Consider the following 13,745-nt stretch of genomic DNA (forward strand, 5'->3'; position numbering starts at 1 on the left):
CCGGCGTTAATCTTATGGTGCCGGATAAGTATAAACCTGATGCACCGCTTCAATTTCAGCTAATACGTCTTCGCTTAACTCCAGATGCAAACTTTCGATGTTAGTTTTCAGCTGATCCATCGTGGTTGCGCCCAGCAGAGTGCTGGCAACAAACGGTTGACGGCGTACAAACGCGAGCGCCATCTGAGCAGGGTCCAGGCCATGACGTCTGGCGATATCAACATACGCCGCGACGGCTTTTTGCGTTTGCTCACCGCTATAGCGGGTGAACCGACTAAAGAGCGTATTACGTGCGCCAGCGGGTTTTGCACCATTGAGATATTTCCCGGTCAGCGTGCCGAAACCCAGGCACGAATAGGCCAGCAGTTCGACCCCTTCATACTGGCTGACTTCTGCCAGACCTACTTCAAAACTGCGGTTTAACAGACTGTAAGGGTTCTGAATGGTGACAATACGCGGCAGATCGTGTTTGTCCGCTAGATGCAGGTAGCGCATTACGCCAAATGCAGTTTCGTTCGACACGCCGATATAACGAATTTTTCCCGCGTGTTGGTACTCTGCCAGTGCGTCCAGCGTATCCAGCAGCGAAACCGCAGGCGCAGAATCCGTCCAGCTATAACCGAGTTTGCCGAAGCAGTTGGTCGGGCGCTGCGGCCAGTGCACCTGATAAAGATCGAGGTAATCAGTCTGTAGGCGCTTGAGGCTGTCATGCAGCGCTTCGCGGATATTCTTCCGATCCAGCGCCTGATCCGGGCGGATGCCCTTGTCATTATTGCGCGACGGTCCGCTCACTTTGGAGGCGATAATTAACTTTTCGCGGCTGCCATGTTTCGCCAGCCAGTTGCCGACGTAGGTTTCGGTTAACCCTTGCGTTTCGGGGCGCGGAGGTACTGGGTACATTTCGGCAACGTCGATAAGGTTAATGCCCTGAGCGACGGCATAGTCGAGTTGTGCGTGGGCGTCGGCTTCGCTGTTCTGTTCACCAAACGTCATCGTGCCAAGCCCCAGCGTGCTGACTTCCAGCGAACTGTGGGGTATACGGTGATATTGCATAGCCGTTTCCTTTTTATAATCACGACATAAGGAATATAAAAATGGCAGAGGGAAGGGAAAAGGGAAAGAGAAAAATCTTAAGGCCAGCCGGATGCTGACCTTATTTGTTAACGTTCAATAATTTGCGAAACATCATCACGGTTAATTTGCATCGCGTTACCTTGCTGATCGTGATAACTCACCAGCCCGGTATCATCATCAATTTCAGGTTTTCCATCGGTCAAAATCATACGGCCATCTTTGGTCGCCATGACGTAATCACTGGAACACCCGGAAACAGCAAACGCCAGTCCGACTGCAGAAATTATTACTGCCCATTTTTTCATCCGGTTATCCTCATTTGGCCTACCTATGATAATAGTCTGTTTATAAACCGACGTTATATATCTTGAAAGCAGGAAAATCTTAAACTGTGAGGGTAAAAGGAGTGAGTACGCCCTCCCGCAGGAGAGCGTACGGAGTATCAGAGCGGATTCTTTTTGTTGCGAATCAAGTTGAGGCTTTCAACCGCAATAGAGAAGAACATCGCGAAGTAGATGTAACCTTTCGGTACGTGGATGTCGAAACTTTCCAGAATCAGGGTAAAGCCCACCAGAATCAGGAAAGAGAGCGCCAGCATTTTTACCGAAGGATGGCGTTCGACAAAATCACCAATCGAGCGCGCGGCGAACATCATCACGCCTACGGCAATCACCACGGCTGCCATCATAATAAACAGGTGATCTGACAGACCCACAGCCGTAATCACCGAGTCGAGGCTAAAGATAATATCCAGCAGCATAATCTGCACGATAGCGCCGAGGAATGATGAAACGCGTGTTTTCAGCCCTTCTTCTTCACCTTCAATGGATTCGTGGATTTCCTTGCTGGCTTTCCAGATAAGGAACAAGCCACCCAGAAGCAGAATCAAATCACGGGCAGAAATTTCCTGACTGAATATTGTAAAAAGCGGATTTGTCAGGCGCGTAACCCAGGCGATTGATGCCAGCAGCGCCAGACGCATAACCATGGCTCCCGCCAACCCCAGACGGCGCGCATGAGCACGTTGTGCTGTGGGAAGCTTTGCCACCACCAGAGAAAGGAAAATAATATTGTCGATCCCAAGAACGATCTCCAGCAGCGTCAGCGTACCGAGCGCAAGCCAGGCGTTAGGATCGGTTATCCATGCAAATAACATCTAAAAAGCCCTGCCAAAAAAATGAAGCGGTAATTATATGCCCGGAAAGCGGCAGGTCAAAGCGATGGCTACTGGATCAGAAAATGACGGGCCAGTAGTGCACTGGTGAAATTCTTCTTCAAATAAAAGCCGCGTGGCAGCGTCAGAATCCGTTCGCCCCGGGCACCAATGGCTTCGGTAAGCGCTTTCGCATTCGCTGCTTTCGGTCTTATCTGTAAATATTCCCCGTGACGAGCGGTGATCCGCTCAACCTGACCGAGAACAATCATATCCATTAATTCTTCCCAGTCTTCGCGTAGCTGTCGGTCTTCCTCTTCATTCGGGCTCCACAGCAACGGTGATCCTACGCGACGCTGCGCCAGCGGGATGCTGCGCTCGCCTTCAACCGGTATCCACAGTACGCGTTTGAGCTTGTGGCGCACATGGCTGGTTTCCCAGGTCACCCCGCTATTACCCGTTAACGGGGCAACACAAACGAATGTTGTTTCCAGCGGACGACCAAGACTATCCACAGGGATAGTTTTAAGTTCCACGCCCAGAGCGGCAAAATCTTGCTCAGGTTTACTCCCTGCGCTGGCACCTAGCCAGATCTCCAGTAACACGCCAATCCAGCCCTTATCGCGTTTTAAATTCTCTGGCGTAACAAGCCCGGCAAGTGCCGCCAGTTCTCCCAATGTATAACCAGAAAGTTGCTGTGCTTGCGCTAACAACTGTTCTTCAGTTTCGGGAGGAGAGAGCAGTGGGCGAGGTTGGGACATGTCATGATACCTTGATTAAAAAACAAACAGCAATTATGTGCCGAATATTCGCAGTGTAACTTTTTCCACATGTGTTGTTCAATTCCCTGATTTATATTGCTTTTTAGGCTGCCGGTAATCGAGTTGCGCAACACTGCAATAGGTTTTCCAAATCTGGTCACTGAAAATAAACAGGATCTTACACCATGTTATCCACAGAAAGCTGGGATAACTGTGAAAAACCTCCACTACTGTTTCCATTTACAGCCTTGACGTGCGATGAAACTCCAGTTTTTAGTGGTTCAGTGCTTAACTTAGTGGCACATTCTGTGGATAAATACGGCATTGGTTGATCTTTCGCCAACCCGTAAATGAGAGGTGTGACCTGGGTCACGAATTACTCTTTTTCATTACTCAAATTACATGTAATGCATTGACTAATAATGAATATTTTAAAATGTCTATATCGGGCTTATTCAGAATGCTCCGGGTTTTCCCGTAGTAATTCCGTAGTTCTTCACAACTCTATCCACAGAAAAGGTGAATAAAAACGGCTATCCACCCCTTCCTCTGTTTATAACTCTGCACATAACTGTGAGTTATTCAATTGTTATTAGTGTGTAATGCCCTGCAGAGAGTGGTTTACCGTCTTCCTGGAGTATGAAACAATCATTCGTATATAAAGCTTTATTTTGAGGTAGTCCGGTGATTGATGACGATGGCTACCGCCCAAACGTAGGTATCGTGATTTGTAATCGCCAGGGGCAGGTAATGTGGGCCCGGCGATTTGGTCAGCACTCCTGGCAATTTCCGCAAGGCGGAATCAACCCCGGAGAATCCGCAGAGCAGGCGATGTACCGTGAATTGTTTGAAGAAGTAGGATTAAGCCGCAAAGACGTTCGAATCCTTGCTTCAACGCGTAACTGGTTGCGCTACAAATTACCGAAACGTTTGGTGCGTTGGGACACGAAGCCGGTTTGTATCGGCCAAAAACAAAAATGGTTTCTCTTGCAGCTGGTGAGCGGCGATGCAGAAATCAATATGCAAACCAGCAGTACACCAGAGTTTGACGGCTGGCGATGGGTAAGTTACTGGTATCCGGTCAGACAGGTGGTGTCATTTAAACGTGATGTCTACCGTAGGGTAATGAAAGAGTTCGCGAGTGTGGTGATGTCACTGCAGGAAAATACGCCAAAACCACAAAACGCATCTGCTTATCGACGTAAAAGAGGTTAAGTCACGCCAATTATGCTCACTCGCCTGCGCGAAATAGTCGAAAAGGTAGCCAGCGCACCACGCCTGAATGAGGCGTTAAATATTCTGGTTACCGACATCTGTCTTGCGATGGATACCGAGGTCTGTTCGGTCTACCTGGCCGATCATGATCGACGTTGTTACTACCTGATGGCGACCCGGGGGCTGAAAAAACCACGCGGTCGCACTGTAACGCTCGCGTTTGATGAAGGGATCGTCGGCCTGGTTGGCAGGCTGGCGGAACCGATAAACCTTGCAGATGCGCAAAAGCACCCCAGCTTCAAATACATCCCCTCCGTAAAAGAAGAACGTTTCCGCGCGTTTTTAGGCGTACCAATTATTCAACGTCGCCAGTTGCTTGGTGTACTGGTGGTACAGCAACGAGAGTTGCGCCAGTATGACGAAAGTGAAGAATCCTTCCTGGTGACGCTTGCCACCCAGATGGCAGCTATTCTTTCTCAGTCGCAGTTGACTGCCCTGTTTGGGCAATATCGCCAGACGCGAATCCGCGCATTACCGGCAGCACCTGGTGTGGCGATTGCCGAAGGCTGGCAGGATGCCACGTTACCTTTAATGGAACAGGTGTATCAGGCATCAACGCTGGATCCGGCTCTGGAACGCGAACGACTGACCGGGGCGCTGGAAGAAGCGGCAAACGAGTTTCGCCGCTACAGCAAACGCTTTGCCGCCGGTGCACAAAAAGAAACGGCGGCTATTTTCGATCTTTACTCGCACCTGCTTTCGGACACCCGGCTGCGTCGCGAATTGTTTGCCGAGGTTGATAAAGGCTCGGTGGCAGAGTGGGCGGTAAAAACGGTCATTGAAAAATTTGCCGAACAGTTTGCCGCGCTAAGCGATAACTATCTCAAAGAGCGGGCTGGCGATTTACGTGCGCTGGGTCAGCGATTGCTGTTTCATCTTGATGACGCTAATCAAGGGCCGAACGCCTGGCCGGAACGTTTCATTCTGGTGGCAGATGAACTGTCAGCGACAACTCTTGCTGAGCTGCCCCAGGATCGCTTAGTCGGTGTTGTCGTGCGAGATGGCGCAGCCAACTCCCATGCTGCGATCATGGTACGTGCGCTGGGGATCCCTACCGTGATGGGCGCGGATATTCAGCCTTCGGTGCTGCATCGTAGGACGCTGATCGTTGATGGCTATCGCGGTGAATTGCTGGTCGATCCGGAGCCGGTACTGCTGCAAGAATATCAGCGGCTAATTAGTGAAGAGATTGAGCTTAGCCGTCTGGCGGAAGATGACGTCAATTTACCCGCGCAGTTAAAAAGCGGTGAGCGTATAAAAGTCATGCTCAATGCTGGTTTAAGCCCGGAACATGAAGAAAAACTGGGCAGCCGTATTGATGGCATCGGTCTTTATCGCACTGAAATCCCATTCATGCTGCAAAGTGGTTTCCCGTCGGAAGAAGAACAGGTGGCGCAGTATCAGGGGATGCTGCAAATGTTCAATGATAAACCCGTCACCTTGCGTACGCTGGATGTCGGAGCAGATAAGCAGCTGCCTTACATGCCGATCAGCGAAGAGAATCCATGCCTGGGTTGGCGTGGGATTCGCATTACGCTCGATCAGCCGGAGATCTTCTTGATTCAGGTGCGGGCGATGCTGCGTGCTAATGCCGCTACGGGCAACCTGAATATTCTGTTGCCGATGGTCACAAGCCTCGATGAAGTTGATGAAGCACGCCGCCTGATTGAACGTGCCGGACGTGAAGTCGAGGAGATGATCGGTTACGAAATTCCCAAACCACGTATCGGCATCATGCTGGAAGTGCCGTCAATGGTATTTATGCTGCCGCATCTGGCAAAGCGGGTCGATTTCATCTCTGTTGGCACCAACGATCTGACTCAATACATTCTGGCCGTTGATCGCAACAATACCCGGGTGGCGAACATTTATGACAGTCTTCATCCTGCAATGTTACGAGCTCTGGCGATGATCGCCCGGGAAGCGGAAATACATGGAATCGATCTCCGTTTGTGCGGTGAAATGGCGGGCGATCCCATGTGCGTGGCAATCCTCATTGGGCTTGGGTATCGCCATCTGTCTATGAACGGACGTTCTGTAGCGCGGGTAAAATACCTGCTGCGGCGCATTGATTATGCCGAAGCAGAAAATCTTGCGCAGCGTAGTCTGGAAGCGCAACTGGCGACCGAAGTTCGCCATCAGGTTGCAGCCTTTATGGAGCGTCGCGGCATGGGCGGGCTGATTCGCGGAGGGTTATAGCGCGGATCATATACATATCTTTTAACGGTATCCGGCAACCAGCCAGGTCCCCTTGTGCTATTATTCGTACCTTTGGAGCGCCTGAAACCTGCGGCGCGCATTTCAATCGCTGTTCTCTTTCAGCGAAATAACAAGAACTTGTGGTGACAGATGACCAGTAGCTATCTGCATTTTCCGGAGTTTGATCCGGTCATTTTCTCAATAGGACCCGTGGCGCTTCACTGGTACGGCCTGATGTATCTGGTGGGTTTCATTTTTGCAATGTGGCTGGCAACACGACGGGCGAATCGTCCGGGCAGCGGCTGGACCAAAAATGAAGTTGAAAACTTACTCTATGCGGGCTTCCTCGGCGTCTTCCTCGGGGGACGTATTGGTTATGTTCTGTTCTACAATTTCCCGCAGTTTATGGCCGATCCGCTGTATCTGTTCCGTGTCTGGGACGGCGGCATGTCTTTCCACGGCGGCCTGATTGGCGTTATCGTGGTGATGATTATCTTTGCCCGCCGTACTAAACGTTCCTTCTTCCAGGTTTCTGATTTTATCGCACCACTCATTCCGTTTGGTCTTGGTGCCGGGCGTCTGGGCAACTTTATTAACGGTGAATTGTGGGGCCGCGTTGACCCGAACTTCCCGTTTGCCATGCTGTTCCCAGGCTCCCGTACAGAAGATATTTTGCTGCTGCAAACCAACCCGCAGTGGCAATCCATTTTCGACACTTACGGTGTGCTGCCGCGCCACCCATCACAGCTTTACGAGCTGCTGCTGGAAGGTGTGGTGCTGTTTATTATCCTCAACCTGTATATTCGTAAACCGCGCCCAATGGGAGCTGTCTCTGGCTTGTTCCTGATTGGCTACGGCGCGTTTCGCATCATTGTTGAGTTTTTCCGCCAGCCCGACGCGCAGTTTACCGGTGCCTGGGTGCAGTACATCAGCATGGGGCAAATTCTTTCCATCCCGATGATTGTCGCGGGTGTGATCATGATGGTCTGGGCATATCGTCGCAGCCCACAGCAACACGTTTCCTGAGGAACCATGAAACAGTATTTAGAACTGATGCAAAAAGTGCTCGACGAAGGCACACAGAAAAACGACCGTACCGGAACCGGAACGCTTTCCATTTTTGGTCATCAGATGCGTTTTAACCTGCAGGATGGATTCCCGCTGGTGACAACTAAACGTTGCCACCTGCGTTCCATCATCCACGAACTGCTGTGGTTTCTGCAGGGCGACACTAACATTGCTTATCTACACGAAAACAATGTCACCATCTGGGACGAATGGGCCGATGAAAACGGCGACCTCGGACCAGTGTATGGTAAACAGTGGCGCGCCTGGCCAACGCCAGATGGTCGTCATATTGACCAGATCACTACGGTACTGAACCAGCTGAAAAACGACCCGGATTCGCGCCGCATTATTGTTTCAGCGTGGAACGTAGGCGAACTGGATAAAATGGCGCTGGCACCGTGCCATGCGTTCTTCCAGTTCTATGTGGCAGACGGCAAACTCTCTTGCCAGCTTTATCAGCGCTCCTGTGACGTTTTCCTCGGCCTGCCGTTTAACATTGCCAGCTACGCGTTACTGGTGCATATGATGGCGCAGCAGTGTGATCTGGAAGTGGGCGATTTTGTCTGGACGGGGGGCGACACGCACCTGTACAGCAATCATATGGATCAAACTCATCTGCAATTAAGCCGCGAACCGCGTCCGCTGCCGAAGTTGATTATCAAACGTAAACCCGAATCCATCTTCGACTACCGTTTCGAAGACTTTGAGATTGAAGGCTACGATCCACATCCGGGCATTAAAGCGCCGGTGGCTATCTAATTACGAAACATCCTGCCAGAGCCGACGCCAGTGTGCGTCGGTTTTTTTTACCCTCCGTTAAATTCTTCGAGACGCCTTCCCGAAATTTTACAACGTCCTGCAACGGCGTAAATAGTCCGGAAGATGCGCCGAAGAAATAGAAACTGGCCCTCGTCTTTTTTTCTCCTCGCTCCATACTGCCGGCATGAAAACACAACGTGGTTATACGCTGATTGAAACGCTGGTCGCGATGCTGATTTTGGTCATGCTAAGCGCAAGTGGACTCTATGGCTGGCAATACTGGCAGCAGTCGCAACGGCTATGGCAAACCGCCAGCCAGGCGCGGGACTATTTGCTCTATTTACGTGAAGATGCCAACTGGCATAACCGCGACCACAGTATCAGCGTTATCAGGGAGGGGACGTTATGGTGCCTTGTGAGTTCCGCTGCTGGGGCCAATACCTGTCATGGCAGTTCACCATTGGTCTTTGTGCCACGCTGGCCCGAAGTCGAAATGAGCGACCTGACACCTTCGCTTGCTTTCTTTGGCCTGCGCAATACCGCATGGGCCGGGCATATTCGCTTCAAAAACTCAACGGGCGAGTGGTGGCTGGTGGTTTCGCCGTGGGGAAGACTCCGGCTTTGTCAGCAAGGAGAAACAGAAGGATGCCTGTAAAAGAGCAAGGTTTTTCTCTGCTGGAAGTGTTGATTGCTATGGCGATCAGTAGCGTATTGTTGCTGGGGGCTGCACGCTTTCTGCCTGCGTTACAGCGTGAAAGTTTAACGAGCACCCGTAAGCTGGCGCTGGAAGATGAAATCTGGCTGCGGGTATTTACCGTCGCGAAGCATCTCCAGAGGGCGGGTTATTGTCATGGCAGCTGTACCGGCGAAGGGCTGGAAATTGTCGGACAGGGTGACTGTATCATTGTGCAGTGGGATGCGAACAGTAACGGTATCTGGGATCGCGAACCGGTAAAAGAGTCTGACCAGATTGGATTTCGTCTGAAGGAGCATGTGCTGGAAACGCTACGCGGTGCGACATCCTGTGAAGGTAAGGGCTGGGATAAAGTCACTAATCCGGATGCCATCATTATCGACACTTTTCAGGTCGTACGTCAGGATGTCAGCGGCTTCTCGCCGGTGTTGACGGTTAATATGCGTGCTGCCAGTAAGTCTGAACCGCAAACCGTGGTGGATGCCAGCTATAGCGTGACAGGATTCAACCTGTGAACCGCGAAAAAGGTGTTTCGTCACTGGCTCTGGTTCTGATGCTGCTGGTTTTGGGTAGCTTGCTATTGCAAGGAATGAGTCAGCAGGATCGCAGTTTTGCCTCTCGCGTGAGCATGGAAAGTCAGTCATTGCGCCGCCAGGCCATCGTTCAGTCGGCGCTGGCGTGGGGGAAAATGCACTCCTGGCAGACGCAGCCCGCAGTTCAGTGCTCGCAGTACGCTGGAACCGATGCCCGGGTTTGTTTGCGTTTACTGGCAGATAATGAAGCCTTATTGGTTGCCGGTTATGAAGGCGTTTCGTTGTGGCGAACAGGCGAAGTCATTGATGGAAACATTGTTTTTTCGCCACGCGGCTGGAGCGATTTTTGTCCGCTGAAAGAGAGGGCGTTATGTCAGCTTCCCTGAAGAATCAACAAGGCTTTAGCCTGCCGGAGGTAATGGTTGCGATGGTGCTGATGGTGATGATTGTCACTGCGTTATCGGGTATCCAGCGAACATTAATGAACAGTCTCGCCAGCAGAAACCAGTACCAACAGCTCTGGCGGCATGGTTGGCAGCAAACGCAACTGCGCGCGATTTCGCCACCTGCCAACTGGCAGGTCAACCGAATGCAGACATCGCAGGCGGGATGTGTCAGCATCAGCGTTACGCTAGTTTCACCCGGGGGCAGAGAAGGCGAGATGACCCGCCTGCATTGCCCGAATCGTCAGTAGTCAGGAGCCGCTATGTTAAGGGTCTACCATTCCAATCGTCTGGACGTGCTGGAAGCGTTGATGGAGTTTATTGTCGAACGCGAACGGCTGGACGATCCTTTCGAACCAGAGATGATTCTGGTGCAAAGTACCGGTATGGCGCAGTGGCTGCAAATGACCCTGTCGCAAAAGTTTGGTATTGCGGCAAACATTGATTTTCCGCTGCCAGCGAGCTTTATCTGGGATATGTTCGTCCGGGTGTTACCGGAGATCCCCAAAGAGAGCGCCTTTAACAAACAGAGCATGAGCTGGAAACTGATGACTCTGCTGCCGCAATTGCTGGATCGCGAAGACTTTACCCTGTTGCGGCATTATCTGACTGACGATAGCGACAAGCGAAAACTGTTCCAGCTTTCCTCAAAAGCGGCGGACCTGTTTGACCAGTATCTGGTCTATCGCCCGGAGTGGCTGGCACAGTGGGAAACAGGACATTTGGTTGAAGGGCTGGGAGAAGCACAGGCCTGGCAAGCGCCGTTGTGGAAGGCGCTGGTGGAATATACCCATGAACTCGGACAACCGCGTTGGCACCGCGCCAATCTCTATCAGCGCTTTATCGAAACGCTGGAGTCCGCGACGACCTGCCCGCCGGGGTTACCTTCGCGCGTCTTTATATGCGGTATTTCCGCGTTACCGCCTGTTTATCTCCAGGCGCTCCAGGCGCTGGGTAAACATATTGAAATCCATCTCCTGTTTACCAACCCCTGCCGTTATTACTGGGGCGATATTAAAGATCCTGCTTATCTGGCGAAACTGCTGACCCGTCAGCGTCGACACAGTTTTGAAGATCGCGAATTGCCGCTATTTCGTGATAGCGAAAATGCCGGGCAGCTCTTTAACAGCGATGGTGAACAGGATGTCGGCAACCCGCTGCTGGCTTCATGGGGTAAGCTTGGGCGCGACTACATTTATCTCCTTTCTGACCTGGAGAGCAGCCAGGAGCTGGACGCCTTTGTCGATGTCACGCCAGATAACCTGCTGCATAACATTCAGTCTGACATTCTGGAACTGGAAAACCGTGCCGTTGCTGGTGTGAACATCGAAGAGTTTTCCCGTAGCGATAACAAACGCCCGCTTGATCCACTGGATAGCAGTATCACCTTCCACGTTTGCCATAGCCCGCAGCGTGAAGTTGAAGTTTTGCACGATCGCCTGCTGGCGATGCTGGAAGAAGACCCGACACTTACTCCGCGCGACATCATCGTGATGGTGGCTGATATCGACAGCTACAGTCCGTTTATTCAGGCTGTGTTTGGTAGCGCACCTGCGGATCGTTACCTGCCTTACGCCATTTCCGACCGTCGGGCGCGGCAGTCGCATCCGGTACTGGAAGCGTTTATCAGCCTGTTATCGTTGCCAGACAGCCGCTTTGTGTCGGAAGACGTGCTGGCATTACTGGATGTGCCGGTGCTGGCGGCGCGGTTTGACATCACCGAAGAAGGGCTGCGTTATTTACGCCAGTGGGTCAACGAATCCGGCATTCGTTGGGGGATAGATGACGACAACGTTCGCGAGCTGGAACTCCCCACCACCGGACAACACACCTGGCGATTTGGCCTGACGCGTATGTTGCTGGGCTACGCGATGGAGAGCGCGCAGGGCGAGTGGCAATCGGTTCTACCTTATGATGAATCGAGCGGCTTAATTGCAGAACTGGTGGGGCATCTGGCTTCACTGCTAATGCAGCTAAACATCTGGCGTCGCGGGCTGGCACAGGAGCGTCCGCTAGAAGAGTGGTTGCCGGTTTGTCGCGATATGCTCAACGCCTTCTTCCTGCCGGATGCGGAAACCGAAGCGGCGATGACGCTGATCGAACAACAATGGCAGGCGATTATCGCCGAAGGTTTAGGTGCGCAGTATGGCGACGCGGTGCCGCTGTCACTATTGCGTGATGAACTGGCGCAGCGTCTGGATCAAGAACGTATCAGCCAGCGTTTTCTCGCCGGACCGGTTAACATTTGTACTCTGATGCCAATGCGTTCAATTCCGTTCAAAGTGGTTTGCCTGCTGGGAATGAACGACGGCGTTTATCCACGTCAGCTTGCGCCATTGGGCTTTGACCTGATGAGCCAGAAACCGAAGCGTGGCGACCGTAGCCGTCGCGATGACGACCGCTACCTGTTCCTGGAAGCGTTAATTTCCGCGCAGCAAAAACTCTATATCAGCTATATCGGGCGTTCCATTCAGGATAACAGTGAACGTTTCCCGTCGGTACTGGTGCAGGAACTGATCGACTACATCGGGCAAAGTCATTATCTACCGGGCGATGAAGCGCTCAACTGTGATGAAAGCGAGGCAAGGGTAAAAGCGCATCTTACTTGCCTCCATACCCGGATGCCGTTTGATCCGCAAAACTACCAGCCAGGCGAACGACAAAGCTATGCTCGTGAATGGCTACCTGCGGCCAGCCAGGCTGGTAAAGCACATTCTGAATTTGTTCAGCCGCTGCCGTTTACCTTACCGGAAACCGTGCCGCTGGAAACGCTACAACGATTCTGGGCACATCCGGTGCGGGCGTTCTTCCAGATGCGTTTGCAGGTGAACTTCCGTACTGAAGACAGCGAAATCCCAGACACCGAGCCATTTATTCTGGAAGGGCTTAGCCGTTATCAAATCAATCAGCAGTTATTGAATGCACTGGTTGAGCAGGATGATGCCGAACGCTTGTTCCGCCGCTTCCGGGCGGCAGGGGATTTACCGTATGGCGCTTTTGGTGAAATTTTCTGGGAAACACAGTGCCAGGAGATGCAGCAGCTTGCCGACAGAGTCATTGCCTGTCGCCAGCCGGGGCAGAGTATGGAAATTGATCTCGCCTGCAACGGTGTGCAGATAACTGGCTGGTTGCCGCAGGTGCAGCCGGATGGCCTGTTGCGCTGGCGTCCCTCTTTATTAAGTGTGGCGCAGGGAATGCAACTTTGGCTGGAACACCTTGTCTACTGTGCCAGCGGTGGTAATGGTGAAAGTCGCCTTTTTCTACGCAAAGACGGCGAGTGGCGTTTTCCGCCGCTTGCAGCCGAACAGGCTTTGCATTACCTCTCACAACTGATTGAGGGGTATCGTGAAGGGATGTCCGCGCCATTGCTGGTGTTACCTGAAAGTGGCGGCGCGTGGCTAAAAACCTGTTATGACGCGCAAAACGATGCCATGCTGGATGACGATTCCACGTTGCAAAAAGCCCGTACGAAATTCCTTCAGGCTTACGAAGGCAACATGATGGTGCGTGGCGAAGGTGATGATATCTGGTATCAAAGGCTCTGGCGGCAATTAACACCAGAGACAATGGAGGCCATCGTTGAACAGTCGCAACGTTTCCTGTTACCGCTGTTTCGCTTTAATCAGTCATGAGTGCTGTATAAAAATTGCGCAATCTATCCGCTTACTTTATGATGCGCACCAGTCACGGACTGATGGATATATAGACATAGGCTGACTCGTGCAGCACAAGATTAAATTCTGGCAGATGATTTGCGTTAACCTGTTGAATCTGGCCAGAAAATAA

Annotated in this window: 14 protein-coding genes; 10 read left to right on the forward strand and 4 right to left on the reverse strand. The window is 51.9% G+C overall.

The window, feature by feature from the left end; all coding sequences use genetic code 11:
- Positions 1–12: 12 nt before the first annotated feature.
- The 4 genes from ACJHXA_RS05315 to mutH all read right to left on the reverse strand — a co-directional run bounded on the left by ACJHXA_RS05315 (position 13) and on the right by mutH (position 2,988).
- Positions 13–1,053 carry an NADP(H)-dependent aldo-keto reductase gene (locus ACJHXA_RS05315; protein WP_039023468.1) on the reverse strand — a complete coding sequence of 347 codons (1,041 nt, stop codon included), beginning with the start codon at positions 1,051–1,053 and terminating at the stop codon, positions 13–15.
- 107 nt (positions 1,054–1,160) lie between these two features.
- A complete protein-coding gene (gene ygdR, locus ACJHXA_RS05320; RefSeq protein WP_000758655.1) occupies positions 1,161–1,379 on the reverse strand; it encodes a lipoprotein YgdR in 219 nt (72 codons plus the stop codon).
- A gap of 137 nt (positions 1,380–1,516) precedes the next feature.
- On the reverse strand, positions 1,517–2,230 hold the full coding sequence (locus ACJHXA_RS05325; RefSeq protein WP_000895624.1) for a TerC family protein: 714 nt from the start codon (positions 2,228–2,230) through the stop codon (positions 1,517–1,519).
- A gap of 68 nt (positions 2,231–2,298) precedes the next feature.
- Positions 2,299–2,988, reverse strand: a complete 690-nt coding sequence (gene mutH, locus ACJHXA_RS05330) for a DNA mismatch repair endonuclease MutH (protein ID WP_000082188.1) — start codon at positions 2,986–2,988, stop codon at positions 2,299–2,301.
- Positions 2,989–3,173: 185 nt separating this feature from the next.
- Between mutH and ygdT the strand changes: the two genes are divergently transcribed.
- From ygdT to recC, 10 genes are all read left to right on the forward strand, one after another.
- A complete protein-coding gene (gene ygdT / locus ACJHXA_RS05335; RefSeq protein ID WP_000953278.1) occupies positions 3,174–3,320 on the forward strand; it encodes a protein YgdT in 147 nt (48 codons plus the stop codon).
- Positions 3,321–3,672: 352 nt separating this feature from the next.
- Complete coding sequence (rppH, locus tag ACJHXA_RS05340; protein ID WP_000564489.1) at positions 3,673–4,203, forward strand: RNA pyrophosphohydrolase; 531 nt, start codon at positions 3,673–3,675, stop codon at positions 4,201–4,203.
- Between the two features lie 12 nt (positions 4,204–4,215).
- The gene (ptsP, locus tag ACJHXA_RS05345; RefSeq protein WP_000957914.1) at positions 4,216–6,462 is read left to right on the forward strand and encodes a phosphoenolpyruvate--protein phosphotransferase; all 2,247 of its coding nucleotides are present in this window, start codon (positions 4,216–4,218) and stop codon (positions 6,460–6,462) included.
- 150 nt (positions 6,463–6,612) lie between these two features.
- Positions 6,613–7,488 (forward strand): prolipoprotein diacylglyceryl transferase, encoded by an 876-nt coding sequence (lgt, locus tag ACJHXA_RS05350; protein ID WP_000204658.1) that lies wholly within the window; start codon positions 6,613–6,615, stop codon positions 7,486–7,488.
- A gap of 6 nt (positions 7,489–7,494) precedes the next feature.
- The gene (gene thyA, locus ACJHXA_RS05355) at positions 7,495–8,289 is read left to right on the forward strand and encodes a thymidylate synthase (RefSeq protein ID WP_000816232.1); all 795 of its coding nucleotides are present in this window, start codon (positions 7,495–7,497) and stop codon (positions 8,287–8,289) included.
- Positions 8,290–8,473: 184 nt separating this feature from the next.
- Positions 8,474–8,944, forward strand: a complete 471-nt coding sequence (locus ACJHXA_RS05360) for a prepilin peptidase-dependent protein (RefSeq protein ID WP_000857051.1) — start codon at positions 8,474–8,476, stop codon at positions 8,942–8,944.
- Positions 8,935–9,498: a prepilin peptidase-dependent protein gene (locus ACJHXA_RS05365; protein ID WP_001144322.1), complete on the forward strand. Its 564-nt coding sequence runs from the start codon at positions 8,935–8,937 to the stop codon at positions 9,496–9,498. The genes ACJHXA_RS05360 and ACJHXA_RS05365 overlap by 10 nt, the downstream gene beginning before the upstream one ends.
- Positions 9,495–9,902: a DUF2509 family protein gene (locus tag ACJHXA_RS05370; RefSeq protein ID WP_001078393.1), complete on the forward strand. Its 408-nt coding sequence runs from the start codon at positions 9,495–9,497 to the stop codon at positions 9,900–9,902. The genes ACJHXA_RS05365 and ACJHXA_RS05370 overlap by 4 nt, the downstream gene beginning before the upstream one ends.
- Complete coding sequence (locus ACJHXA_RS05375; RefSeq protein ID WP_001276478.1) at positions 9,887–10,210, forward strand: prepilin-type N-terminal cleavage/methylation domain-containing protein; 324 nt, start codon at positions 9,887–9,889, stop codon at positions 10,208–10,210. The genes ACJHXA_RS05370 and ACJHXA_RS05375 overlap by 16 nt, the downstream gene beginning before the upstream one ends.
- Positions 10,211–10,222: 12 nt before the next feature.
- Positions 10,223–13,591 carry an exodeoxyribonuclease V subunit gamma gene (gene recC, locus ACJHXA_RS05380; protein ID WP_000946870.1) on the forward strand — a complete coding sequence of 1,123 codons (3,369 nt, stop codon included), beginning with the start codon at positions 10,223–10,225 and terminating at the stop codon, positions 13,589–13,591.
- The last annotated feature ends 154 nt before the right edge of the window (positions 13,592–13,745 follow it).

The sequence above is a fragment of the Escherichia sp. WS33 genome (assembly GCF_046486385.1).
Classification (GTDB): Bacteria; Pseudomonadota; Gammaproteobacteria; order Enterobacterales; family Enterobacteriaceae; genus ECMA0423.

Excerpts from the sequence above, each read along its gene's own strand:
- ACJHXA_RS05365 (WP_001144322.1), top strand. The coding sequence starts at position 8,935 with ATGCCTGTAAAAGAGCAAGGTTTTTCTCTGCTGGAAGTGTTGATTGCT.
- ACJHXA_RS05360 (WP_000857051.1), top strand. The coding sequence starts at position 8,474 with ATGAAAACACAACGTGGTTATACGCTGATTGAAACGCTGGTCGCGATG.
- ACJHXA_RS05375 (WP_001276478.1), top strand. The coding sequence starts at position 9,887 with ATGTCAGCTTCCCTGAAGAATCAACAAGGCTTTAGCCTGCCGGAGGTA.
- ygdR (WP_000758655.1), bottom strand. The coding sequence starts at position 1,379 with ATGAAAAAATGGGCAGTAATAATTTCTGCAGTCGGACTGGCGTTTGCT.
- ygdT (WP_000953278.1), top strand. The coding sequence starts at position 3,174 with ATGTTATCCACAGAAAGCTGGGATAACTGTGAAAAACCTCCACTACTG.
- ACJHXA_RS05315 (WP_039023468.1), bottom strand. The coding sequence starts at position 1,053 with ATGCAATATCACCGTATACCCCACAGTTCGCTGGAAGTCAGCACGCTG.
- ACJHXA_RS05325 (WP_000895624.1), bottom strand. The coding sequence starts at position 2,230 with ATGTTATTTGCATGGATAACCGATCCTAACGCCTGGCTTGCGCTCGGT.
- thyA (WP_000816232.1), top strand. The coding sequence starts at position 7,495 with ATGAAACAGTATTTAGAACTGATGCAAAAAGTGCTCGACGAAGGCACA.
- recC (WP_000946870.1), top strand. The coding sequence starts at position 10,223 with ATGTTAAGGGTCTACCATTCCAATCGTCTGGACGTGCTGGAAGCGTTG.
- mutH (WP_000082188.1), bottom strand. The coding sequence starts at position 2,988 with ATGTCCCAACCTCGCCCACTGCTCTCTCCTCCCGAAACTGAAGAACAG.
- lgt (WP_000204658.1), top strand. The coding sequence starts at position 6,613 with ATGACCAGTAGCTATCTGCATTTTCCGGAGTTTGATCCGGTCATTTTC.
- ptsP (WP_000957914.1), top strand. The coding sequence starts at position 4,216 with ATGCTCACTCGCCTGCGCGAAATAGTCGAAAAGGTAGCCAGCGCACCA.